Below are 22509 nucleotides of genomic sequence, written 5' to 3' on the forward strand. Positions count from 1 at the left end.
GGGCGAGCGGTCAGAACTTGCCGGAGAGTGCCTTGTTGACCCGGCTTTCGACCGAGCCGAGCACCTCGGCGGCGGTCTTCTGGCCGAGCCAGACCTGCTGGAGCTGGGGCCGGTAGATGGTGCGCGCCCGGTCCACGTTGGGGCTCACGTTCTCGTTGGTGGCGTGCTCGATGGCCTCGGAGAGCAGGCCGAGGTGGGCGGGCGGGCGGCCGTTGCTCTTCAGCCCCCTGGCGACCTCGCGGTTGGCGGGTACGTAGTTGTGCTGGCGGGCCAGGATCTCGGCGCCCTGGCCCTCGCTGAGGAACTTCAGCAGTTGCCACGCCTGGTGATGGTTGCGGCCCTGCTTGGGCAGCGCCCACACGATCATGGTGGAGATGGTGGTCTGGCCCCGGTTGCCGGGGATCGGGGCGATGTCCCAGGTGAAGTCCTTGACGTTCTGCGAGTAGTACGGGGCGATGCCGTACGCCCGCGAGACCATCGCCACCTTGCCCTGGACGAAGAGCGAGTCGTCGAAGTTGGTGGTGCTGTCGGGCTGGAGACGCGACCAGGGGACTTGTACGTGGTGCTTGTTGGTGAGGTCGGCGAGCCACTGGATGCCGTCGACGCCCTGCGGGCTCGCGAGGGTGAAGCGCTTGCCGTCGGCCGAGTAGATGCCGGTGGGGTCGCCGTTGTTGACGGTGCAGGTGGTCTCGGCGCTGGTGTCGTCGTACATGAGGACGCCCCAGCGCTTGCCCGGCACGGTCAGCTTCTTCGCGGTGGCGAGGAAGTCGTCCCATGTCCAGCCCTTGTCGGTCCAGGTGGTGGGCGGCAGCGGGACGCCCGCCTCCTTGAAGGCGTCCACGTTGTAGAAGATGACGCAGGGCTGGGTGCCGACGCACAGCGCGGTGTGCTCGCCGTTCGGCTGCACGGGGAAGCGCCAGGCGCGCTCGAAGTAGTCCTCCTGCCTGAGCCCGTCCTGCTTGATGTACGGGTTCAGGTCGAGCAGTTGGCCGCCCGCGGAGTAGCCGCGCACGAAGTCGTCGTTCATCCGCACGACGTCCGGGGGCACGCCGGATGACATCACGGTGCGCAGCTTGGTGTCGTAGTCGGAGGTGGGGGTGGGCTGCACGTCGACGTGGATGCCGGTCTTGCGCTCGAACGCCTCCAGGGCGTCGCCGAGCGGGGTGCCAGGCACGGTCTCCCAGTCGAGCAGGGTGACGGCGTCGCTCTCCGACGGGGTCATGCACCCGGCGGTGGCGGCGAGTCCCGCGCCCGCGGCGGCCGAGCGCAACAGGGTCCTTCTGCTGACGTCCCGTGGGTGGGGCAGGGGCATGGCGTCGGTACCTCCTCGTTCCGACTGGGTGTGTTCCGGCGGCCCGGCGGGCGGCGCGGCTCAGCCCTTGAGGCCGCTCATGGTCACCCCGCGCACGAAGTAGCGCTGGGCCATGAGGAAGAGCACGAGCGGTGGTACGACGGAGATGGTCGCCGCCGCCATCATCAGGTTGGTCTGGCTGAAGTACTCGCCCTGGAACATCGCGAGGGCGACGGGAAGGGTCTGGATACTGGGCGAGTTGACGAAGATCAGCGGTCCGAAGAGGTCGTTCCACGACTCCATGAACGTCAGCACGCCCACCGCCGCGAGCGCGGGTTTCACCTGCGGCAGCATGATCCGCCAGTAGATGGTGAAGCGGTTCGCGCCGTCGATCAGCGCCGCGTCCTCCAGCTCCCCCGGCACCTGGAGGAACGCCTGCCGCAGCAGGAAGGTGCCGAACACCGGGGTCAGCACGCGGGGTATCCACAGCGGGTACTGGGTGTCCACCCAGCCGATCTGCCGGTAGAGGATGTACTGCGGCACCAGGTAGACCATGCTGGGGATCATCGCGGTGGCCAGCAGCGCGGCGAACGCGAGCCGCTTGCCCGCGAACCTGAGCCGGGCGAAGCCGTAGGCGGCCATCGAGGCGAAGAGCAGCAGCAGGACCACGTTGATCGCGGCCAGCTTGATGCTGTTGACGAAGAACGGCCACACCGTGCGGCCCGCCTTGGCGTAGGTGTCCCACTGGGGGTGGGTGGGCACCGGGTTGGGCGGCACCCGCATGATCTCGTTCTCCGGCTTGAGCGACGAGGAGATCATCCAGATCAGGGGCACGACGAAGGCCAGCGCGAGCAGCACGAGCACGGTGTAGAGCAGGGCCCTGCTGCCCCGCCCGCCCTTGCGCGCCCCGGGTCCGCGGGGCTCGCGCGCCCGGGGGTGTGCCGGTCCTGACGGTTGCCCGCGTCCCGGTGCGGACGCGGCGACGTCGACCGTCATGGGCGACCTCCTATCCGTAGAAGACCCAGCGCCGCTCCAGCTTCATCTGGAGCCACGTCACGAGGCCGACGATGAGGAAGAGCACCCAGCCCATCGCCGAGGCGTAGCCGAACTTCCCCTGCGAGAAGGCGACTTGGTAGACCTGGAAGATATAGACGCTGGTGGCGTCGCCGGGCCCGCCATGTGTCATCACGTAGATGATCCCGAAGACCTGGAACGACGTGATGAACTGCATGATCATGAGGAAGAAGAGCTGCGGGGTGAGCAGCGGCAGGGTGATCCGCCAGAAGCGGGTCCAGGGCGAGGCGCCGTCGACGGTGGCCGCCTCGTAGAGGCTCGGCGGGATGGCCTGGAGCCCGGAGAGCAGGATCACCATCGGATAGCCGACGCCCTGCCACACCGCGACCAGGATGACCGCGAGCAGCGCCCAGTGCGAGTCGGCGAGCCAGGCGGGCCCCTCGATGCCGACGAGGGAGAGCAGCCCGTCGAAGAGGCCGTCGTCGGGCCGGTAGAGCCAGAACCAGACGAAGCCGACGGCCACCACGTTGGTGACCACGGGCGTGAAGAACGCCGCTCTGAAGATGCCGATGCCGCGCACCGGCTGGTTCGCCAGCAGGGCCAGGGCGAGTCCCAGGGCGATGGTGAGCACGATGCTGCCGACCGTGAACACGATCGTGTTCCTCAACGTCACGTAGAACAGCGGGTCTTGCGTGAAGAGCGTGACGTAGTTCGAGAGCCCGGTGAAGTGCGGTGCCGTCATGCCGTTCCAGTCGGTCATCGACGCGAATCCGGAGATCACGACGGGTGCGAACTGGAACGCGAGGACGCCGAGGACCACAGGCCCGATGAAGAGCCAACCGGTCAGATGGCGACGGGCGTTGGAGGAGAGAGTGCGCGAATGGGGTTGTGACGTTCTCATATTTTTCACAACCTTGAAACCTATTCAGCATGAGGGAACTTGGCTACCGTACTGACAGGGCCCTGACAGGACAAGGCTTGGTACCGCGGGACATGCCAGACCCTCATCGGAGGTAGCGCCCATGGCCACACCACCCGAGACTCCCGAGACCCCCGCCGAGACGTCCGAAACCCCCGGACCGGTGGACCCGCCGCCCCGGCCACCCGCCCACCGCACCGCCGCCGACCCGCTCGTCGCCCTCCAGATCGGCGCCGTCTCCTTCCAGGACGAGGGCGTGGAACCGCTGCTCGACAGCCTCGCGGAGCGCGGCGGTGTGAACGCGCTCTTCCTCGCCTCACCGACCTGGACCCGCGGCACCGGCGGCCGCCAACTGCCCGGCCACCCGCTGCCCGACCACGGGGTGCGCGAGTACGACCGCGCCTGGGTCGGCGGCAACTACGCCACCGTGCACCCCGAGTACTACCGCAAGGGCGCGCTCGGACCCGCGGGCGCCGCCCCCGAACACCCGGGCTGGGACATGTTCGAGGCGGTCCTGCCCGCCGCGAAGGCACGCGGGATGCGCGCGTTCGCGTGGATGGAGGAGAGCGGGTACGCCGCCGAGCTGCGCCGCTACCCCGGCTTCCCCGCCACCTGCCTCGAAGTCGACGTCTGGGGGCGCCCCGCGCCCAGGCCCTGCTTCAACAACCCCGACTACCGGGCCTGGCACCTGTCCATCGTCGAGGACTACGCGCAGAGTTACGAGCTGGACGGCCTCGCCTGGTGCTCGGAGCGCCCGGGACCGCTCAACCTGCTGATGGAGGCGCCCGTCACACCCGACAGCGTCACCTGCTTCTGCCGCCACTGCGCCGGGATCGCCGCCGACCGCGGCATCGACGCCGCCCGCGCCCGGCAGGGCTACCGCGAAGCACTCGCCTGGAACCGGCAGTTGGCGGAGGGTCAGATACCGGCGGACGGCGCCTTCGTGACGTTCTGGCGGCTGCTGCTGCGCTATCCGGAGCTGCTCGCCTGGCAACAGCTCTGGACCGACTCCCAGCACCAGCTCTACCGCGACATCTACGGCGTCGCGAAGGCGTGCCGCGCCGAACTCCAGGTGGGCTGGCACATCTACCACAACCTGTCGTTCAGCCCCTTCTACCGGGCGGGCCAGGACTACGCGGTGCTCAGCGAGTTCTCCGACTTCATCAAGGTGGTCACGTACCACAACTGCGCCGGGCCGCGCTTCAGGAACTGGATCGCCAACATCGGCCGCGCCCTGTTCGCGGACGCCCCGGACGCCGACGTCTACCCGCTGGTCACCCGGCTGCTCGGGGTCGACGAGGCGCCGCTCGACGAGATCGCCGCCACCGGGTTCTCCGCCGAGTACGTGCGCCGCGAGACCGCGCGGGCGGTGGCGGGGGTGGCGGGCAGGTCCGCCATCTACCCGGGCATCGACATCGACATCCCGGTGGGTCCGGGCAAGGAGCCGCCCACCGACCTCAACCCCGGCAACAGCACGGGGCTGCGCGGCTCGGGACTCGACCCCGGCGAACTCGCCCGCACCACCCGCGAGGGCGTGCGCGACGGTGTGCTCGCCGCGCTGGAGGGCGGCGCCCAGGGCGTGGTGCTCAGCCGCAAGTACTCCGAGATGTGGCTCGACCACCTCGCGGGCGCGCGCGACGCGCTGCGCCGGGTGGCGGCGGAAGGGACGGCACGCGCGTGACGGAGGCGAACGGGACACCGTGGTACCGGCGGGTGCGCCGCTGGGGCCAGACCAACCTCACCGAGACCGACCCCGAGCGCTACGACTCCGCGTGGTGGCGCCAGCACTGGCGGCGCACCAGGATCGGCGGTGTCATCGTCAACGCGGGCGGCATCGTCGCGTACTACCCGAGCGCGTTCCCGCTCCAGCACCGGGCCGAGCGGCTCGGGGAGCGCGACCTCTACGGGGAGATCGCCGCCGCCGCGCACGAGGACGGGCTCGCGGTGCTGGCCAGGATGGACTCCAACCGCACCGACGCGCGCTTCCACGCCGCACACCCCGACTGGTTCGCGGTGGACCGCGACGGCGCCCCGTACCGCTCGGGCGGGCGCTTCACCACCTGCGTCAACGGGCCGTACTACCACGAGTACCTGCCGGGCGTGCTGCGCGAGATCATCGAGCGCAGCGCCCCCGAGGGCATCACCGACAACAGTTGGAGCGGCCTCGACCGGGCGCACATCTGCTACTGCGCGCACTGCGCGGAGGGCTTCCGCGCCGCCACCGGGCGGGCGCTGCCCGACACCGCCGACTGGGAGGACCGCGGCTACCGCGAGTGGGTCGAGTGGGGCTACCGCACCAGGCTCGCGGTGTGGGACCTCAACAACAAGGTCACCCGGGAGGCCGGCGGCGACGACTGCCTCTGGCTCGGCATGAACGCGGGCCGCATCGCCGACCAGGCCGAGCGGTTCAGGGACGCCAGGGAGATCTACCGGCGCAGCGAGATCGTGATGCTGGACTCGCAGGCGCGCCCGTACGGCGAGACGTTCTCGGCGAACGCGGACGCCGGGCAGCTCATCCACGAGCAGGCCGGGTGGGACAAGCTGGTGCCGGAGAGCACCGCCCTGTACGGGCACGCGAGGCCCACGTTCCGGGTGGGCTCCAAACCGGTGCCCGAGGTGCGGCTGTGGGCCGCCGCCGGTTTCGCGGGCGGCATCCAGCCGTGGTGGCACCACATCGGCGCCTACCACGACGACCGCCGCCAATACCGCACCGCGGAGCCGCTGTTCGCCTGGCACGAGGAGAACGAGCGCTACCTCGTGGACCGGGAGCCCGTGGCCGCGGTCGGGGTGGTGTGGTCGCAGCGCAGCACCGTGTTCTTCGGGCGCGACGAGGCCCGGGTGCGCACCGAGTCGCCGTACACCGGGGCCACCAGGGCGCTGCGCGCGGCGCGGCTCGGCTATCTGCCCGTGCACGCCGACGACATCGCGGCGCAGTCGGGCCGCCTCGGCGTGCTGATGCTGCCGGACGTCGGCGGCATGTCGGCCGGACAGTGCGAGCAGGTGCGCCGGTTCGTGGCCGACGGCGGCAGCGTCATCGCCACCGGCAGGACCAGCCTCCACGACGAGTGGGGAGAGCGGCTCGACGACTTCCAGCTCGCCGACGTGTTCGGGGCGCACGCCACCGGCGCCCACCGCGGCGGCGAGTCGGAGGCGCCGGAGAGCTGGGAGCGCGGCGGCTCGCACAGCTATCTCAGGCTGCACCCCGAGCGGCGGGGCGCGGTGTACGGGCCGCTGACCGGCCACGAGCCGCCCGCGGACGGCACCACGAGGCACCCGGGTCTCGCGGGCTTCGACGAGACCGATCTGCTGGGCTTCGCGGGGCGGTTGGAGGTCGTGGAGGCGGCGGCGGACACCACCGTGCTCGCCACGTTCGTCGAGCCGTTCCCGATCTATCCGCCGGAGACGTCGTGGATGCGCGAGCCGGACAGCGGGCTGCCCGCGGTGCTGGTGCGCGAGGCGCCGTCCGGCGGCCGGGTGGCGTACCTGGCGGCCGACCTCGACCGCTGCACTGCCCGCGACCACCAGCCCGACCACGCGAGGCTGCTGGGCAACCTGGCCCGCTGGGCCTGCCGCGGCCCCGCGCCCCTGGAGGTCACGGGACCCGGGCTCCTGGACTGCCGCCTCTACCGCCAGCCGGGCCGCCTGGTGGCGCACGTGCTCAACCTCACCAACCCGGGCGCGTACGGGGCCCCGGTCACGGAGCTGTACGGGGTCGGCCCGCTGGGCCTCGCCGTCCATGTCCCGGGCTTCACCCCGGACCGCGCCCGCCTGCTGTGCGCGGGGCGGCCCGTGCCGGTCGGACCCGTGGCCGGGGGCACGGGCGTGGTGCTCGACGAGGTCCTCGACCACGAGGTGGTGGTGTTCGAGGAGGGCTGAGCGGGGCCCCCGCCCGAGGGGGGAGGGAGGCCGGTGGGCCGCCGCCCGCCTCTCCCCATGACGACACGGTGGCGGCACGCCCTCCCCACCCGTCCCACGGACCCCGGATAGCCGCTCCCGGTCGGGGAAGCCATTCCCTGGAGCGCCGACGCTTGCGCCGGGCGCGTGTCGAGGCGAGGGGGCGGTGGCGTGACGGAGCCGAAGGGGGACAGAGGGCTCGCGGGGCCGCGGCCCGCGCGGCATGTGGTGGCGGCGCGGCGGGTGGCGACCGCGGCGTTCGCCGGGCAGGGCACGGCCATCGCGGCCGTCTTCACCACCATCCCGGTCGTCAAACAGCACCTCGGCATCGGGGAGTCGCTGGTCACGGTGATGATCGTGGCGGTGGCGCTGATGGCGGGCGCGGGCAGCTTCGTGGGGCAGGCCGCGGTGCGGGCGCTCGGGCCCGTCGTCGCGATGCGCTTCTCGCTCCTGCTGTCGGCGGCGGCGCTCGTGCTGCTCGGCCGGGCGCCGGGCACCGCGGTCGCGATCGTCGCCTATCTGCTCTTCGGGCTCACGGTGGGCAGCATGGACGTCTGTGTGAACACCCGGGGCGCCTCGGTGGAGCGGGCGTACGGGCGCAGCGTCTTCGCGTCGTTCTACGCGGCCTGGAGCGCGGGCGGCATCGTGGCCGCGCTGGTGACGGCGGGCACCAACCGGCTCGGCTGGTCGGCCGGGTCCGTGCTGACCGCGCAGGCGGTGGTGGTGGCCGCGTTCGCTCCGGCCCTGCGCGCGCACCGGCTGCCCGACGCGGCCGGGCGCGGCGCGGGCGGCCCCGACCGGCTGCGGGCCGGGGTGTGGGCACGTCTTGTGCGGCTCGGCATGGTCCTCATGGCGGTGTACGTGGTGGACTCCACGATCTCCTCGTGGTGCACCGTCTACCTCCGCCAGTCCCTCGGCGCCTCCCTCTCCGCCGCCCCACTGGCGTACGCGACGTACCAGGCGGGCACGGTGGCCGGCAGGACGCTGGCCGACCGGCTGGTGCGGCGCGCGGGGCCCGCGGCGGTGGTGCGGGGGGCGGCGCCGCTGACCGCGGCCGCGGTGGCGCTGCTGGCGGGGGCGCCGAGCTGGCCGTACGCCGTCCCGGCCGCGGGGGTGGCGGGGCTCGGCCTGTCCGTGCTGATCCCGCTCTGCCTCGCCGCGGGCGGGCGGCTTCAGCCGGGCGCCACCGAGGCGGTGCTCGCCCGGCTGAACGTCTTCAACTACGTGGGCCTCATCGTGGGTTCGGCGGCGAGCGGGGCGCTCGGCTCGGGCGACAGGTTCCGGCTCGCCTACGCGATCGCCGCCGCCCTCGCGCTGGCGCTGGTGGCCTCGGCCCCGGTCTTCACCGCCCGCCGCGGGGCGGCGCTCAGCCCTTGTTCGCCCCCAGGGTGAGCCCCGAGATGAACTGCTTCTGGAGGACGAAGAACACCACGAGGGTGGGCACCGCCACGATCAGCGCGCCCGCCGCGATCAGGTTGTTGTTCACGAAGAACTGGCCCGTGAGGTTGTTCAGCGCGGCCGTGATGGGGCGGTTGCTGCCGGTCTGCATGAGGACCGTGGCCCAGAAGAAGTCGTTGTAGATCCAGGTGAACTCCAGGGTGGCGAGCGCCGCGAGCACCGGGCGGCACAGCGGCAGCACGACCTGCCAGTACTGCCGCCAGGCCGAGGCCCCGTCGACGAGGGCCGCCTCGCCCAGCTCGCGCGGGATGGTCCGCATGTAGTTGGAGAGGACGAACGCGCAGAACCCGGTCTGGAACGCCACATGGATCAGGATCAGCCCGAAGAAGGAGTCGTCGAGCTTGCCCGACGCCGCCATCCACTCCGGGAGCTCGATGAGCTGGTACATCTTGAACAGCGGGGTGATGATGGCCTGTTGGGGCAGCAGATTGCCCGCGGTGAAGAGTATGAGCAGCGCGATGTTGAGGCGGAAGTTGAAGCGGGCCACCACGAACGCCACCATGCTCGACAGCAGCAGGGTGACCACCAGCGCGGGCACCGTGATGACGAGCGAGTTCCAGAAATAGTGCGGGAGTTCGGCCTGGCTCCAGGCGGCGGTGAAGTTGTGGAAGTTGTAGTGCCCTCCCACCGAGACATAGCCGTCGCGCTGGGTGTCCTCGTACGGCCGCAGCGCGGTGTAGAACGCGTACAGCAGCGGCGCGAGCCAGAGGAGGGAGGTGATGACCAGGAAGGCGTGCAGGAACATGCGGCCGGTGCGCGGCGGCCGGGAGCGCGGCGCCGGGGGCACGACCGCGGGCTGCCCGGTGCGCTCGGTCGTCAGCGTGGTCATTCGCGCTCGTCCCTCCGGAACATGCTGATCAGATAGGGCACGATGAACACCAGCGAGATCACCAGCAGGATGCTGGCCAGCGCGGAGCCGAAGCCGATCCTGCTCGCCTCGCCGACGATGTTGCCGGTGACGAGGACGGACAGCAGTTCGAGGCCGTTGGTGCCCTTGTTGATGACGTAGACGATGTCGAACGCGCGCAGCGACTCGATCACGGTGATCACGAGGACCACGATGTTGATGGGCCGCAGCGCGGGCCACACCACGTGCCGGAAGACCTGGAAGCCGCCCGCGCCGTCGAGCGCGGCGGCCTCCTTCTGCGAGGGGTCGACGCTCTTGAGCCCCGCGAGGTAGAGCACCATCACATACCCGGCCTGCCGCCAGCAGGCCATCACCAGCACGGCCCAGATGTTCAGGTGGGGGTCGCCCATCCAGTCGACGACGTGGTGTTCCGCGTGGCCCGTCAGGTTGTTGATGAGGCCCTGGGTCGGGGAGAAGATCAGCTCCGTCATGAAGCCGATCAGCGCGAGGGAGAGCACCACGGGAAGGAAGATGACGCTCTGGTACACCCGCGAGAACCGGATCTGCTTGTCGAGCTGGACCGCGAGGAAGAGCCCGAACGGCAGCGGCAGGCAGAAGAAGACCGCGAGCCAGATCAGGTTGTGCTGGATGGCCGGGTCGAAGGGCGGATAGATCGAGAAGATGTTCCGGTAGTTCTCGGTGCCCACCCACTGGATGGTCGAGAAGTCACCGAACCCCGTCCAACTGGAGAAGGACAGGACGATGGAGGCCAGCGCGGGCACCCAGACGAACGCCACGGTGATCAGGGTGGGTATGCCCGCCATCAGGGCGAGGCTGACCCGGTCGCGGACCGTGAGTTGTCGCAGCTTGCGCCGCCGGCCCCTGGGTGGCGTGGCCCGCGCCGCCGCCGCACCTTCCACAACAGTCATGCGTTCCTCGCCGTCTCGTACGGCCGACACCTCACCGGACCGGACGCGGCGCCCCGCCCGTTGGCGGGGAGCCGCGTCCTGAGGGGGTGTCAGCTACCGCTCGCCCAGATGGTCTTGGCCTGCTTGTCCACGTTGGACAGGATCGAGGAGACGTCCCCCGGGTTGCCGAGGAACTTCTGGATGGCGGGGATCATCACCGGGTCGGCGAAGTCGGGCCTGGTGTCGCGGTCCATGAACTGCGACAGGCTCTTCGCGCCGGTGATCAGCTTGACCGCGTCGTTCTGCGGCTGGGTGTACTTGGCGGTGTCGACGCCCTTGGCGGTCGCGACGTCCGCCGGGTTGGTGCCGAGCCAGAGCTGCTGCGCCTTGGCGGTGCCGAGGTACTTCAGCAGCTTCACCGCCCCGTCCTTGTTCTTTGGGGACTTGGAGACCATGAAGCCGTCCACCGGGGCCTCGACCGCGTCCTGGCCGTTCTTGGAGTCGATCTCCGGGAACGCGAAGAGCCCGAGGTCGGCGGCCTTGTCACCGGTGAAGATGGTGCCGATCTGGTCGAGGCCGAGGACCATCATCCCGGCCTTCTGGTTGAGGAGTTGCTGCGCGCCCTCCTGCCAGGTGAGCCCCGCGAAGCCCGCCGAGTAGTAGGGGATGAGCTGCCGCCACTGGTCGAACACCGCCTTCACCTGGGGGGTGTTCCACTTGTCGCCCTTGCGCATCAGGTCGATGTGGAAGTCGAAGCCGTTGATGCGCATGTTGAGGTAGTCGAACGTGCCCATGGCGGGCCAGCCGTCCTTGTTGGCGAAGGCGATGGGGGTGAGTCCGTCACCCTTCATCTTCTTCGCCAGGGCTATGAAGTCGTCCCAACTGGTCGGCGCGGTGTAGCCCTTCGACTTGAAGACGCTCTTGCTGTAGAAGACGGCCCAGGGGTAGTAGTCGAACGGCACCAGGTAGTAGTGCCCGTCCTCCGACTTGCTCTGCGTCTTCATGGCGGCGGTGTAGTTGCCGCCGATCGTCTTCCACACGTCGTCGACGTCGCTGGCCAGGCCCTGTCCCGCGAAGAACTGCATCCGCTCGCCGGCGAACCAGTTGAACACGTCGTCCGGGTTGCCCTGGAGGTAGCTGGAGATGTTCTGCTGGAAGGTGTTGTGGTCCACCCAGTTGGGCTTGACGGTGATCCCGGTGGCCTTCTTGGCCTCCGTGAACAGCTTCTCGTACGCGCCCTTGGGCTGCGGCACCGCCGCGTTGGAGCCGAAGGTGACCGTCTTGCCGCCGCCGCCCGAGCTGCCGCCGCCGTCCCCGCAGGCGCTCAGCAGGGGCGTGGTCGCCAGCACCCCGGCGCCGAGTGCGGCGCCACGAAGCAGATTCCGTCGCGACAGTGACGACATGTCAGGTGACGCTCCGTCAGATGAGGATCGCCGACCATCAGTCGAAAAAAGCTTCATGACCCCTCCCGCGGGGGTGCGAAACGAACACAAACGAATGTGACTCAACAGATGTCACCAACACCAAGAGGGGCTGTCAAGACTTCGAGCGATCACCCCTACCCACGACAGCAACCGCTTGCAGGTCTGTGACCAGCACCGACACAACAACCGCACCGCAAAACACCCTCACGAAGCGTTGCTGAAGTGGTATGTACAGACCAAGGTGCGGAAGTTGAATTCCGGAAGCCCGCCGCGTCAGCCCTCCCCGGCCTCCAGGAGGGAGATGCGCTGGGCGCCCGCGCGGGTGCCGGGCGCGGCGCTGGTGAGGTCGAGGCGCAGCGCCGTGGTGTGGACGCGGGAGAAGGTGACGACGGTGGCGGCGTCGCTGTCCTTCGCCCAGGTGAGCGTGGGATGCCGCACCGGGGACCAGCGGTCGCCGTCCCAGTGGGAGACGTCGAGCGCGGCGGGCAGGGAGTGGGTGTCGTCCACGGTGAAGTGGACGGTGACGGTGTCGACGCTCCTGGCCTCCTCCCAGGTGACGGAGACCCAGTCGGCGGCGCGGGCGCCGTCGAAGGCGGGCAGCAGCGCGGTGGCGCTCTTCTCGAAGGCGTTGGACCAGCCGGTGCCCTGCTCCCCGTCCAGCATCGCCGCGGGGAGCGAGTCCCCCGAGCCCGAGTAACTGGCGTCGGCCAGCGGGTACCCGGGCGCCTCGGGCGCGGGCCCCGGGGCGGGCCGCACCGGGGGCGTGGTGACCACGGGCCCGCTCGCGCGGGTGGTGGTGACGGAGGCGGTGGCGGTGCGCAGCCCCGCGGCGCGCGCGGTGACGGTGAGCCGCCCTGGGCGGGTGCCGGTGCGCACGACGGCGAGTGCCATGCCGTGGAAGGCGGTCCTCGTGGTGGCCTGGTAGCGCTCGGCGTTCTCCTCCTGGCCGTTGTCGAGCCCGGCGAGTGCGCCGCCCGCCACGTCGAACGTGAGCAGGTGGCAGGCGCCCGGCACCACGACTCCGCGGGCGTCGACGACCTCGGCGGTGACGTAGACCAGGCTGTCGCCGTCGGCGGGGGCGGTGCCGCGGTCCGGGGTGAGCCTGAGGGCGTGCGGACGGCCCGCGGTGCGCACGGTGTCGGTGGCCACCGTCCTGCCGCCGCTGCGGGCCACGGCCTTCAGCTCACCGGGGGCGAAGGGCACGTCCCAGGTCAGATGGAGCTTGCCCGCGCTGCCGTTGGGGCTGGTGTAGCTGCCGGGGTGGGGGCCGTCGGTGACGGTCTTGTCGTCGCCCGTCGCCTCGGTGGTCTCCAGGTAGCGGCGGCCGTCCGCGGTCTTCTTGGCGTCGAAGCCCCGCACCCCGAGCGAGCGGCCGTTCAGGAAGAGTTCGACCGTGGCCACGTTGGAGTACGCCCACACCTGGACCTTCTCGCCGTGGGCGTGGTCCGTCCAGTCCATGGGGACCAGGTGGACCATCGGCTCCGCGGTCCACTGGCTGCGGAAGAGGTGGTAGACGTCCTTGGGGAAGCCCGCGGTGTCCACCGCGCCGAAGAAGGACGCCTTCACCGGGAAGACGTCGTACGGGGTGGGCTCGCCGATGTAGTCGGTGCCCGACCAGAGGAACTGGCCCGCGAAGAACGGGCGGTCCCGGTCCTTCTTCAGGCCGTACTCGCAACTCATCGTCCAGGAGGCGAGGTTGTTGTCGTACGAGGAGGTGGCGCGCCTGCCGGGGGTCTGGTTCTCGCCGGTGTTGAGGTGTTCGGGCTCCTGGTAGGTGCCCCGGGTCGAGGTGGCCGAGGAGGACTCGGACTCGAAGAGGAAGAGGTGCGGGTAGCGCTCGTGGAGGGCGTCCACCGAGGCGGCGCTGTTGTAGTTGACGCCGAGCCCGTCGAGCCGGGCGAGCATCAGGTCGGCTGGCGAGCCGGGCTCGGGCAGGCCCCGGTACTTGTCGGAGCCGATGACGACCGGGCGGCCCGGGTCCTGCGCGCGCACCGCCGCGATCAGGCCCTCGGCCATCTTGAGGCCCGCGGCGCTGGTGGAGTCGGGGATCTCGTTGCCGATCGACCACATGACGACGGCCGGGGAGTTGCGGGCCGCGGCGACCATCTCGGCGATGTCGGCGGCGCTGTGCTCGTCGAAGAAGCGCCCGTAGTCGTAGGTGTTCTTGCCGGAGCGCCAGCAGTCGAACGCCTCCACCATCATCACGACGCCCAGTTCCTCGCAGACCCGGATCATCTCGGGGGACGGCGGGTTGTGCGAGGTCCGCAGGGCGTTGACGCCCATGGATTTCATCAGGGTCATCTGCCGCAGCACCGCGTCGCGGTGGATCGCGGCGCCGAGTGCGCCCTGGTCGTGGTGGAGGTTGACGCCCTGGATCTTGGCGTGCTCGCCGTTGACGAACAGGCCGCGGTCCGGGTCGAGGGTGATGTGGCGCAGGCCGAAGGGCGTGGTGACGGTGTCCACCGCCCTGCCGTCCACCCGGACCTCGGTCTCCAGGGTGTAGCGGTGCCCCGGGGTGGATGGCGACCACAACTCGGGTTTCGCCAACCGGAGTTCCATGTCGACCCTGGCGGGCTCCCGCGCCGCGGGCACCGTGACCTCGCCCGACCTGCGCGCGACCGGGCGGCCGTGGCGGTCCCTGACGGTGTGCGCCACGGTGGCGGTGACGCTCTTCCGGCCCTCGTTGAGGACGTCGACGCGGACGGCCACGGTGCCGTGCCCCGACTTCAGTTCCTCGGCGAGACCGGGGGTGGTCACGTACACGCCGTGGCGGGCGACATGGACGGGGTCGGTGAGGACGAGCCGGGCGCGGCGGTAGATGCCGCTGCCCGAGTACCAGCGGCTGCTGGGCAGTTTGTGCCGCACCTCCACCGCGATGACGTCGGGCGTGCGGCCGTCGGTGTGCACCAGGTCGGTGATGTCGTACGCGAACCCGGTGTAGCCGTAGGGGTGGTTGCCGACGAGCCTGCCGTTGCAGTAGACGTTGCTGTCCATGTAGACACCGTCGAACTCGACCGACACCCGGCGGCCCGCCGCGGCGGCGGGCAGCGTGACCGATCTTCGGTACCAGCCGAGGCCGCCGGGCAGATAGCCGGTGCCGCCCGCGGTGCCGTGCGCGGTGGTGGGCGTCTGCTCGATGCTCCAGTCGTGCGGGACATGGACGCGGCGCCAGCGCGAGTCGTCGTAGCCGGGCTCTGCCGCGTCCGCGTAGTTGCCGCCCGGGTCGGTGATGTCGCCCGGGTTGACCAGCGCGAAGCGCCAGTCGTCGCCGAGGTCGAGGGTCCTGGGCACGGCGGCCCCTTCCGTGCCGGGCCGCGCCCCGGGCACGTCGGCGCCCGCGGTGTCGGCACTCGCGGCGGCGGGCAGCGCTGGCAGGGCGGCTGCCCCGGCCGCCCCCGCGATCAGTAGCGACCTACGTTGGACCGGCACAGCGGACCCCTCTCGTCGACGTGCGTCAGACCCCCGGAAACCCGGAACCGGGTACCAGGAATGACCAATACCGAACAAGGCCAACCACGCCTCCCCGGATTCTGACACCGCCAACTGCGCGGGCCAAGAGACGCGTCAGGGGCCTTCGCGCCGTGGCGGCGACGGGCCGAGTCCGTCGCTGATCGCGCGACCGGCCCGCGGGGCAGAGGGCCGGGCTGAACCACCGGACGGTTCCCTCCCGTTGCAACAGGACCGAGCGCCGTCGTACCGGTTCCGCGCACCTCTCCGGGTGGCGGTGCAACACCGCAGAAGTACCCAGCCCAGGAGCCCAGATGTCCGATCGGCACATGTCAGACGCCCCTTCAGCTTCCCCCGACCCCCTCTGGCACGACGAGTACATGGATCTCAGGGACATCGAAAACTTCAAGGGAATGGAGGAGTCGTACCTCTCGCTCCAGATGGCCAACGTGAACCTCGCGGAGAACGATCCGCAGGCGCTGCGGAACTACCGCGAGATGAACGAAATGTACGATCAGTACCGGCTGGCGTATAACTACCACTACCAACCGCACCTGGTCCCGCCGTCCGTCACAAGGCAGTCCGCGACCCCCCCGAATGCCCAGGAGCAGGCGCAGACGCAGGCGACACAACAGACCGCGTGGGCCGCCACGTTGGGCTCTCAGCAGGGCGGGAGCCACCTGGCCGTCCCGGCGGGCAACTCCCGCCCCCGGCAGCAGCGGGAGTCGGACCGCCGGCGCCAGCAGGGGCACAGGGACAACGGCCAGGGGCCGGCGACCAGTCAGAAGGACGGGCCGAAAAAGAGGCGCCGGAAGTAGTGGAGCGCGCGTCCGTGTGACGCGGCCCGGCCTTCCCGTGGGGCGGCCGGACCCGCCCGCCGACACGGTGGGCGAACGCAGCGACATGTGAGGCGCTGCCCGGACACAGCGGGCAGCGCCTCACGCATGCGATGACCCGTGCAGCCGGTCCTGCGAGCGCACGGGAAACCCGGCCCGAGGGCGGGGGTGGCCTCGGGCCGGGCGTTCAGTGGGTCGCGCGGGAGGCGTCGGCCTCGTCGGCGTGCGCCTTCTCGTCGATGCGCCGCTTCGCGTCCTCCCAGGAGATCGGGAGCCGGTCGACGGGCACCTCCCAGAAAGTGAAGGTGGAGCCCCGCATGGTGGACCTGAGCCCGGTCATGATGCTCTTGTGCGGCTCCGTGCGCGCGTACGTGTAGAGCGCGTCACGGCTCTCCCACGCCGACAGCGTGAAGAACACGCCCTTGAACAACTGGGCCTCCAGGGAGGCCCCGAGCGCCCCCGGCGCCTTGCGGACCTGGCCCCACGCCGTGAGGGACTGCCGGAAGAAGCGGGGGACGTCCCTGCGGGAGCGCACCTCAAGCCTGGAGGCCATGACGTAGGCGCTGGTGTCGGGGGTGGCCGGGTTCGGCCTGACCCAGGGAAGAGTGGGCACGATAGTCTCGCCTCCACGATTGGTGAGTGGCACTATCTATATTAGACAGTACAGTTACCCAATTGCCAGGGGAAGAGCGAGGACGCGCGTGAGAATCTCGGAACTCAGCCGACGCAGTGGTGTCCCCAACGCGACCATCAAGTACTACCTGCGTGAAGGGTTGCTGCCACCGGGACGCGCCACCGCGGCCACCCAGGCGGAGTACGACGAGTCCCACCTCAAACGGCTCCGGCTGATCCGCGCGCTGACCGGGGTGCGCGGGCTCTCGGTCGCCGCCTGCAAACAGGTCCTCGACACCATCGGGGACCTGCACAGCGACACCCACCACCTGCTCGGGGTCGTCTTCGGCATCTGGCCCTCCGAGACCGGCAGGCAGGAGCCCCCCGCCTCCGGCGCCGAGCGCCCCGACGGCGCGCGGCCCGAGGCCGACGCGCTCATCAAGGAGATGGGCTGGTCGATCTCCGAGTACAACCCGGCCAGGGGCGTCTTCGACCAGACCGTGGGCACGCTGCGCTCGCTCGGCATGGACATCGACTGGCACCACTTCCTCCCCTACGCGCGACTCGCGGCCGAGACCGCCCGGCTCGACATGGACCACATCGACCGCTTCACCGACCCGCTGGAGAAGGCCGAGCGCGCGGTGCTCATGACGTTCCTCCTCGAACCGGCGCTGATGGCGCTGCGCAGACTCGCCCAGGAGGACGAGTCGATCACGCGCTACGGCGCCGACGAGCACCCCGCCGGGCCCCACCCTGGCCCCGGACACGGAACGGATCATGAGTGAGCGCCACTCATCTGCGCCGCCGCCCGCGCCACCGCCGCCGGGGGCGGGGCACCGCAGGGCGCTGCGAAGGTGAGTAGCCGCGACTCAGGCCACCCACCACTCCCCCGTGGTCTGCTCGTATGCGGAGATCCGTGCGGCGCACGCCGCGCGCCCACCGCCCACGGGGAGGTACCGCATGCAGTTCCGGATTCTGGGCACGCCCGAGCTGTACGAGGAGACCGGCGACCGGTGCGCGCCCCTGGGCGCCCCGAAGCCCCGGCTGCTGCTCGCCACCCTGCTCACCCGGCCGAACTCCCCCGTGCCCAGGGAGGTCCTGGTACGGGAGATGTGGGGGGCCGAGCCGCCGGTGCGGGCGTTCCACTCGCTCAACGCCCATGTGTCGTTCCTGCGCAGGACCCTGCTGCGGCTGGAGCCGCAGGGCCGTGACACGCCCCGGCTCGTCGCCCGTGCGTCGGGCTACGCGCTGCGGGTGCGGCCCGGTGAGACCGACCACGGGCTCTTCGGACGGCGCCTGGCCCGCGCCCGCCGCACCGCGGCACACGACCCCGAGGGCGCGCACGCCACACTGCGCGCGGCGCTCGCGCTGTGGCGCGGCCCCGTCCTCGGCGGCGCCCCGTACGGCCCTGCCTTCGCGCGCCTGGCCGCGGGCCTCGAACGGGACCGTGCGGACGCCATGGAGCTGGCCTTCGACTGCGCGCTGCGCACCGGGCTGCACGAGCGGGTGCTGCCCGAGCTGCGGGAAGCGGTGGCGGCGCAGCCGCTGCGCGAGCGCTTCCACGACCAGTTGATGCTGGCCCTGTGCCGCTGCGGGCGCCCGGCCGAGGCCATCGGGGTCTACCAGCGCGCCCGCCGTGACCTCGCCGGGGTCGCGGGCGGCCACACCCCGCTGCTCGCGGCCCGGCTTGAGCAGATCAGCGTCTGCTCGCCGGTGCTCACCGACCCGGCCGCGGCGCCGGGTCCTGTCGGCGCGCCCGCCCCCGCGGCGGCGTTCGCGGAGCGGGCCGCCGACCCCTCGCCGCGCTCCGTCATGGGCTATCTGACGGACCTCCTCAGCGGTCAGGTGCTCGCTTCCTGACGCTCCGTCAACTCGCCCGCGTACGGGTGCCGTCATACGGGAAGCGCGCCCCGCACCGAGATGCGGGGCGCGCTCCGTCGCACGCGGGGACGGCCCTTGTCACAGCTCGCTGACGAGCTGGCGTGCCACGTCCATCCCCGAGGAGTAGCCGGCCTCGTGGGAGCCGATCTGGTCCACACCGTGCCGCTTGGCGTGGAAGTAGGAGCCGCACAGCTTCACCCGGGTGCCGACGTTCACGTCGTAGATGTCCTTCTGCATCTCGCGCACATGGACGTCGATGACCGGGTGGGTGTACGGGAAGGTGGCGATGACCGTTCCGGGGTCGACCGCGCGCGGGTAGTCGAGGGTGACGAAGTAGTCCTTCTCCGAGGTGAATCCGTGCAGCTTGTTCATGTAGTAGGCGACGTAGGTGCGGTCCTCGCCGCCGACCGCGACCTTGCCGTAGTTCCACGCCTGCCAGCGCTCCCGGTCCGCGGGCATCACGGAGGCGTCGGTGTGCAGGATGACCTCGGAGGAGTTGTAGCGCACCTTGGACAGCACCTCGCGCTGGCGCTCCCCGGGGTTGTCGAGCAGCGCGAGCGCCTCGTCCGCGTGGGCGCCGACAACCACGTAGTCGTAGCGCTCGGTGCCGCTCGCGGTGGTGACGGTGGCCCCGTCGGCGTCCTGGTGGACGGCGGTGACCGGCTCGCCCGCGCGGACCTCGGGGCCGATCGCGGCCAGTGCCTTGCGCACGTACGAGACGGAGCCGCCGCCGACGGTGCGCCAGTCGACGTGCTGGCCGCCGAGGCCGCCCTCGTCGTGGCCCATGAAGAAGGCGATGGCGGTGCTCGCGGGCATCTCCCAGATCAGCTCGGCCGGGATGGACCACACCGCGGAGCACAGCAGGATGACGTAGGAGGTGCGGAACGCCTGGCTGTAGCCGCCGCGGTCCAGGTACTCGCCGAGCGGGATGTCGGCCTTCTTGCGGACGAAGTCCCTGCGGCCCTCGGTGTGGAAGCGGCGGGCGTCGCGCCAGATGGTCAGGAACTCGTCCGAGTACTGCGCCGCCACCTCCTCCTCCGACAGGCCGAGTTCCCTGGTGCCGTATTCGAGGCCCGAGTCCAGGTCGAAGAAGTTGAAGGCGCCCTTGTGCTCGACCGCCTCGACGCCCAACTCGTCGAAGAACTCGCACAGGTTGGTGTAGGCGGGGCGGTTGAAGACGACGAAGGCGGTGTCGATGCCGAGAGTGCGTCCCGCGTCCTCGACCTCCACGGTGTTGGCGTGCCCGCCGAGCCTGTCCTCCCGCTCGTAGACGGTGATACGGGCCCGGTCGCGCAGGTGGTAGGCCGCGGAGAGGCCGGAGACACCGGCACCGACGATGGCGACACGGGGCGTGGAGAGTTGCGTCATGGTCAGGTCCTTAGGGTCGGTGTCCCACGAGGCGGTGGGCCGGGACGTCGGGTTCATGGGTGTCGATGAGGGAGAGGTCGGCCAGGTCGGTGCGGCGCAGCAGGCCGGGCCCGCCCCGCTCGCCCGCGATCGCGAGCACATGCCGCGGTGAGGGCTTCAGCAGGTCGAACCACCAGGCGGCGCCGGAGTCCGGCAGCTCGGGGTCCCGCACCGCGAACCCCCCGCCGGGGCGCGGCACGAAGCCGAAGCTGCCGGGGCCGCGCATGAGCCCGGTGCCGAGCGCCTTGAGGTACGCCTCCTTCAGCGCCCACAGCTCGGCGGCCAGCTCCGCCCGCGCGCCCGGCGCCGCCGCGTCGAGCCTGGCCCGCTCGGCGGGTCCGAGCAACGCCGCGAGCCGGTCCTTCAGGGCCCCGGTGGCGGGGGTGGGGCCAACGTCGACCCCGCAGCCGCGGCCCCGGGTGACGACGCAGACGATCAGGCCCTCACAGTGCGAGAGGTTGAACCGGACGCCGTCGGCCGCCGGTTCGGGCTCGGGGCGGCCGTGGACGCCCCGGGTGAAGCGCCAGCCGTCGAGCGGGCGCCCGGTGCGCGCCGTGAGCGCGTAGCGGCACAGCAGCCGCGCCCCGAGATAGCGGCGCGCGGCGCCCGGGGTGCGGCGGCGCGTGAGGCCGGCGCGCTCCTCTGCGGTGAGCAGCCGGGTGCCGCCGAGCGCGGTGGCGAAACCGTCCACGGCGCGCTCGGGCAGCAGCCACAGATACGTTGGATCGGCGTGGTGCACGCGGCCTCCTCCCGGTCGTGCGCGGTGTCAGCGGCGCGCCGCGGCCTCGTCGGTGACGCGCTTGGCGAGCGGGAACTGCCAGTGCGAGAACAGCCGGTTCTCCTGGTGGAGTCGGCGCAGGGCGGTCATCGCCTCGTCGACGACCTCCTGGGAGGTGAGCTGCTCGTGCGGGTGGAGCTGCCTGTGCAGCCGTTCGAGCTGGAGCAGCAGCAGGGAGGCGCTGGGCAGCGGCGCTTCGAGCACGTCGCCCGAGTGGACGTGGGTGAGGACGCAGGCCGCGGCGGCGTGCACCAGGCAGTACTCCTTGGCCAGTTCGAACAGCTCGGGCGACTGCGGATAGTCCTTGCCGAGCGCCGACTTGAGGCTCGTGGCGCGCTCCCGCAGCGGGGCGGCCCGGCCGATCAGCCGTGCGCCGAGGTCGGCGGCGGCGCGCAGCCGCTCCGCGTCGGTGCCCTCCGCCGCGTCGGCGAGCGCCCGCAGCCGCCGCAGCCCGTCGGGCGCCGCGAGCACCGCGTCGTCGAGGCCGCGGCTGAACAGCTCCTGGCGGACCGGCTCGTACACGGGCAGCTCCCGGTCCATGCCGAAGAGGGTCGCGGCGCGCTCCGCGGCGGCCGCGCGGACGTCGTCGTCCGCCTCCGCCGCCCGGTCGAGGAGCCCGGCGAGCTGGTGGCCGAGGTTGCGCAGGTTCACCACCGTGTTGCCGTCGGCGATGTCGGTGATGAGGATGTCGCGGACCATCTTCTGGTGCATGCCGTAGTGGGGGTGGCCGCGCAGGAAGGTGCGGGCGCCGAGGACCACGGTGAGCTGGGACATGGTCTTCTGGAGCAGCGTGGGCACCAGGTACTTGACGACCGACGACCAGACGCTGATCTGCTCGGGCGCGGCCTGGAGGGCGCGGGCGCCGCCGAGGACCATGGCGTCGGCGATCATCAGGTCGGCGAACGCCTCGGTCAACTGCCTTCTGGTGTAGGGGACGTCGGAGATGGCGTCGCCCAGGAGCACCCGGCGCTCGGCGAAGTCGAGGGCGAGGCGCAGGCTGGTGTCGACGGCGGAGAGCGCCAGGTGCATCAGCACCACGCGGGCGGTCTGGCTGGTCTTGAGGGCGATCTCCAGGCCCTGGCCCTCGCGCCCGATCAGCGCCGAGTCGGGTACGAACGCCCGGTCCATGCGGACGCCGCTGAGGTCGAGGGCGCGGGTGCCGTACAGGTCCTCGAAGGGCAGGTCCTCGACGGTGTCGGCGGCGGCGCGCCACTTGTCGAGCAGGAAGAGGGAGTAGGCGGCGGGTCCGGGGCGCTTGCCGGTGCGGGCGAACACGACCATCTTGTCGGCGACGGTGGCGTTGCCGATGGGCCACTTCTCGCCGGTGAGCAGCCAGCCGCCCTCGGTGCGCTCGGCGGCCACCTCGTTGGCGACGAGGTCGCTGCCGTGGACGCGCTCCGACAGGCCCCAGGAGACCGTGCTGCCGCGCTTGATGTCGGCGATCAGCTCCCGCTTCTGCGTATCGGTGCCGAGCGTCCACAGCGGCATGAAGCCGAGGCTGTTGAGGGCAAGGCCGACGGCGGTCGAAGGATCGCGGCGGGCCACGAGCCGCATCAGCGCGATACCGGTCTCGACGTTGCCCGCCCGGCCGCCCTGGGCCTCGGGCAGGCAGTGGTCGAGGACGCCCCAGCGGCGCAGCAGGGCGACGAACTGGTACGGGTACTCGCCGCTGACGTCGTGCGCCAGCACCTGCGCGAAGGGCATACGGCTGTCCGCGTCGTGCGGGTCGCCGAGGAACTCCTCAAGGCGCGCGGCCAGTTCGACCACGTCGGACCTCGACAGTGTGGACATCT

Annotated in this window: 17 protein-coding genes; 6 read left to right on the forward strand and 11 right to left on the reverse strand. The window is 71.1% G+C overall.

Annotated elements, in window-relative coordinates; genetic code table 11:
- Positions 1-10: 10 nt before the first annotated feature.
- The 3 genes from ACIBIW_RS01815 to ACIBIW_RS01825 are packed head-to-tail and all read right to left on the reverse strand — an operon-like array spanning position 11 to position 3206.
- Positions 11-1312, reverse strand: a complete 1302-nt coding sequence (locus tag ACIBIW_RS01815) for an ABC transporter substrate-binding protein (RefSeq protein WP_399330804.1) — start codon at positions 1310-1312, stop codon at positions 11-13.
- Positions 1313-1372: 60 nt separating this feature from the next.
- A complete protein-coding gene (locus ACIBIW_RS01820) occupies positions 1373-2287 on the reverse strand; it encodes a carbohydrate ABC transporter permease (RefSeq protein ID WP_399330806.1) in 915 nt (304 codons plus the stop codon).
- Between the two features lie 10 nt (positions 2288-2297).
- Positions 2298-3206 (reverse strand): carbohydrate ABC transporter permease, encoded by a 909-nt coding sequence (locus ACIBIW_RS01825; RefSeq protein ID WP_399330808.1) that lies wholly within the window; start codon positions 3204-3206, stop codon positions 2298-2300.
- Between the two features lie 121 nt (positions 3207-3327).
- On the opposite strand from ACIBIW_RS01825, the gene ACIBIW_RS01830 reads away from it, so the two are divergent.
- The 3 genes from ACIBIW_RS01830 to ACIBIW_RS01840 all read left to right on the forward strand — a co-directional run bounded on the left by ACIBIW_RS01830 (position 3328) and on the right by ACIBIW_RS01840 (position 8510).
- Positions 3328-4905 (forward strand): hypothetical protein, encoded by a 1578-nt coding sequence (locus tag ACIBIW_RS01830; protein WP_399330810.1) that lies wholly within the window; start codon positions 3328-3330, stop codon positions 4903-4905.
- Positions 4902-7100, forward strand: coding sequence for an alpha-amylase family protein (locus ACIBIW_RS01835; protein WP_399330812.1), 2199 nt, complete (start codon positions 4902-4904; stop codon positions 7098-7100). Before ACIBIW_RS01830 ends, ACIBIW_RS01835 begins: the two co-directional genes overlap by 4 nt.
- 189 nt (positions 7101-7289) lie before the next feature.
- On the forward strand, positions 7290-8510 hold the full coding sequence (locus ACIBIW_RS01840) for an MFS transporter (protein ID WP_399330814.1): 1221 nt from the start codon (positions 7290-7292) through the stop codon (positions 8508-8510).
- Here the strand turns inward: ACIBIW_RS01840 and ACIBIW_RS01845 are convergent.
- From ACIBIW_RS01845 to ACIBIW_RS01860, 4 genes are all read right to left on the reverse strand, one after another.
- Positions 8485-9405 carry a carbohydrate ABC transporter permease gene (locus tag ACIBIW_RS01845; protein WP_399330816.1) on the reverse strand — a complete coding sequence of 307 codons (921 nt, stop codon included), beginning with the start codon at positions 9403-9405 and terminating at the stop codon, positions 8485-8487. The two genes, ACIBIW_RS01840 and ACIBIW_RS01845, sit on opposite strands and share 26 nt — an antisense overlap.
- Complete coding sequence (locus tag ACIBIW_RS01850) at positions 9402-10352, reverse strand: carbohydrate ABC transporter permease (protein ID WP_399330818.1); 951 nt, start codon at positions 10350-10352, stop codon at positions 9402-9404. The genes ACIBIW_RS01845 and ACIBIW_RS01850 overlap by 4 nt, the downstream gene beginning before the upstream one ends.
- Positions 10353-10441: 89 nt before the next feature.
- Complete coding sequence (locus ACIBIW_RS01855; protein WP_399330820.1) at positions 10442-11734, reverse strand: ABC transporter substrate-binding protein; 1293 nt, start codon at positions 11732-11734, stop codon at positions 10442-10444.
- 294 nt (positions 11735-12028) lie between these two features.
- Positions 12029-15184, reverse strand: coding sequence for a glycoside hydrolase family 2 TIM barrel-domain containing protein (locus ACIBIW_RS01860; RefSeq protein ID WP_399330822.1), 3156 nt, complete (start codon positions 15182-15184; stop codon positions 12029-12031).
- Between the two features lie 398 nt (positions 15185-15582).
- Here ACIBIW_RS01860 and ACIBIW_RS01865 point away from each other — a divergent pair, with 398 nt between their 5' ends.
- Complete coding sequence (locus tag ACIBIW_RS01865; RefSeq protein ID WP_399330824.1) at positions 15583-16020, forward strand: hypothetical protein; 438 nt, start codon at positions 15583-15585, stop codon at positions 16018-16020.
- 205 nt (positions 16021-16225) lie between these two features.
- Here ACIBIW_RS01865 and ACIBIW_RS01870 read toward each other — a convergent pair whose 3' ends face one another.
- On the reverse strand, positions 16226-16651 hold the full coding sequence (locus ACIBIW_RS01870; RefSeq protein ID WP_399330826.1) for a DUF3291 domain-containing protein: 426 nt from the start codon (positions 16649-16651) through the stop codon (positions 16226-16228).
- Positions 16652-16739: 88 nt separating this feature from the next.
- Here ACIBIW_RS01870 and ACIBIW_RS01875 point away from each other — a divergent pair, with 88 nt between their 5' ends.
- A complete protein-coding gene (locus tag ACIBIW_RS01875) occupies positions 16740-17435 on the forward strand; it encodes a MerR family transcriptional regulator (protein ID WP_399330828.1) in 696 nt (231 codons plus the stop codon).
- Positions 17436-17610: 175 nt separating this feature from the next.
- Positions 17611-18510, forward strand: coding sequence for a BTAD domain-containing putative transcriptional regulator (locus tag ACIBIW_RS01880; protein ID WP_399330830.1), 900 nt, complete (start codon positions 17611-17613; stop codon positions 18508-18510).
- 99 nt (positions 18511-18609) lie between these two features.
- Here the strand turns inward: ACIBIW_RS01880 and ACIBIW_RS01885 are convergent, their stop codons facing one another.
- From ACIBIW_RS01885 to ACIBIW_RS01895, 3 genes are read right to left on the reverse strand one after another with little or no spacing between them, the layout of a single operon-like run.
- The gene (locus ACIBIW_RS01885; protein ID WP_399330832.1) at positions 18610-19899 is read right to left on the reverse strand and encodes an NAD(P)/FAD-dependent oxidoreductase; all 1290 of its coding nucleotides are present in this window, start codon (positions 19897-19899) and stop codon (positions 18610-18612) included.
- Between the two features lie 10 nt (positions 19900-19909).
- Positions 19910-20677, reverse strand: coding sequence for a 4'-phosphopantetheinyl transferase family protein (locus tag ACIBIW_RS01890; RefSeq protein ID WP_399330834.1), 768 nt, complete (start codon positions 20675-20677; stop codon positions 19910-19912).
- Between the two features lie 27 nt (positions 20678-20704).
- Positions 20705-22507, reverse strand: a complete 1803-nt coding sequence (locus ACIBIW_RS01895; protein ID WP_399330836.1) for an acyl-CoA dehydrogenase family protein — start codon at positions 22505-22507, stop codon at positions 20705-20707.
- Between the last annotated feature and the right edge of the window lie 2 nt (positions 22508-22509).

This window comes from Streptomyces sp. NPDC050560 (assembly GCF_044457285.1).
Lineage (GTDB): Bacteria > Actinomycetota > Actinomycetes > Streptomycetales > Streptomycetaceae > Streptomyces.

What these genes read in the sequence shown, in the direction of transcription:
- ACIBIW_RS01815 (WP_399330804.1), bottom strand. Translation starts at nt 1,312, where the DNA reads ATGCCCCTGCCCCACCCACGGGACGTCAGCAGAAGGACCCTGTTGCGC.
- ACIBIW_RS01820 (WP_399330806.1), bottom strand. Translation starts at nt 2,287, where the DNA reads ATGACGGTCGACGTCGCCGCGTCCGCACCGGGACGCGGGCAACCGTCA.
- ACIBIW_RS01825 (WP_399330808.1), bottom strand. Translation starts at nt 3,206, where the DNA reads ATGAGAACGTCACAACCCCATTCGCGCACTCTCTCCTCCAACGCCCGT.
- ACIBIW_RS01830 (WP_399330810.1), top strand. Translation starts at nt 3,328, where the DNA reads ATGGCCACACCACCCGAGACTCCCGAGACCCCCGCCGAGACGTCCGAA.
- ACIBIW_RS01845 (WP_399330816.1), bottom strand. Translation starts at nt 9,405, where the DNA reads ATGACCACGCTGACGACCGAGCGCACCGGGCAGCCCGCGGTCGTGCCC.
- ACIBIW_RS01850 (WP_399330818.1), bottom strand. Translation starts at nt 10,352, where the DNA reads ATGACTGTTGTGGAAGGTGCGGCGGCGGCGCGGGCCACGCCACCCAGG.
- ACIBIW_RS01855 (WP_399330820.1), bottom strand. Translation starts at nt 11,734, where the DNA reads ATGTCGTCACTGTCGCGACGGAATCTGCTTCGTGGCGCCGCACTCGGC.
- ACIBIW_RS01865 (WP_399330824.1), top strand. Translation starts at nt 15,583, where the DNA reads ATGGATCTCAGGGACATCGAAAACTTCAAGGGAATGGAGGAGTCGTAC.
- ACIBIW_RS01880 (WP_399330830.1), top strand. Translation starts at nt 17,611, where the DNA reads ATGCAGTTCCGGATTCTGGGCACGCCCGAGCTGTACGAGGAGACCGGC.
- ACIBIW_RS01885 (WP_399330832.1), bottom strand. Translation starts at nt 19,899, where the DNA reads ATGACGCAACTCTCCACGCCCCGTGTCGCCATCGTCGGTGCCGGTGTC.
- ACIBIW_RS01895 (WP_399330836.1), bottom strand. Translation starts at nt 22,507, where the DNA reads ATGTCCACACTGTCGAGGTCCGACGTGGTCGAACTGGCCGCGCGCCTT.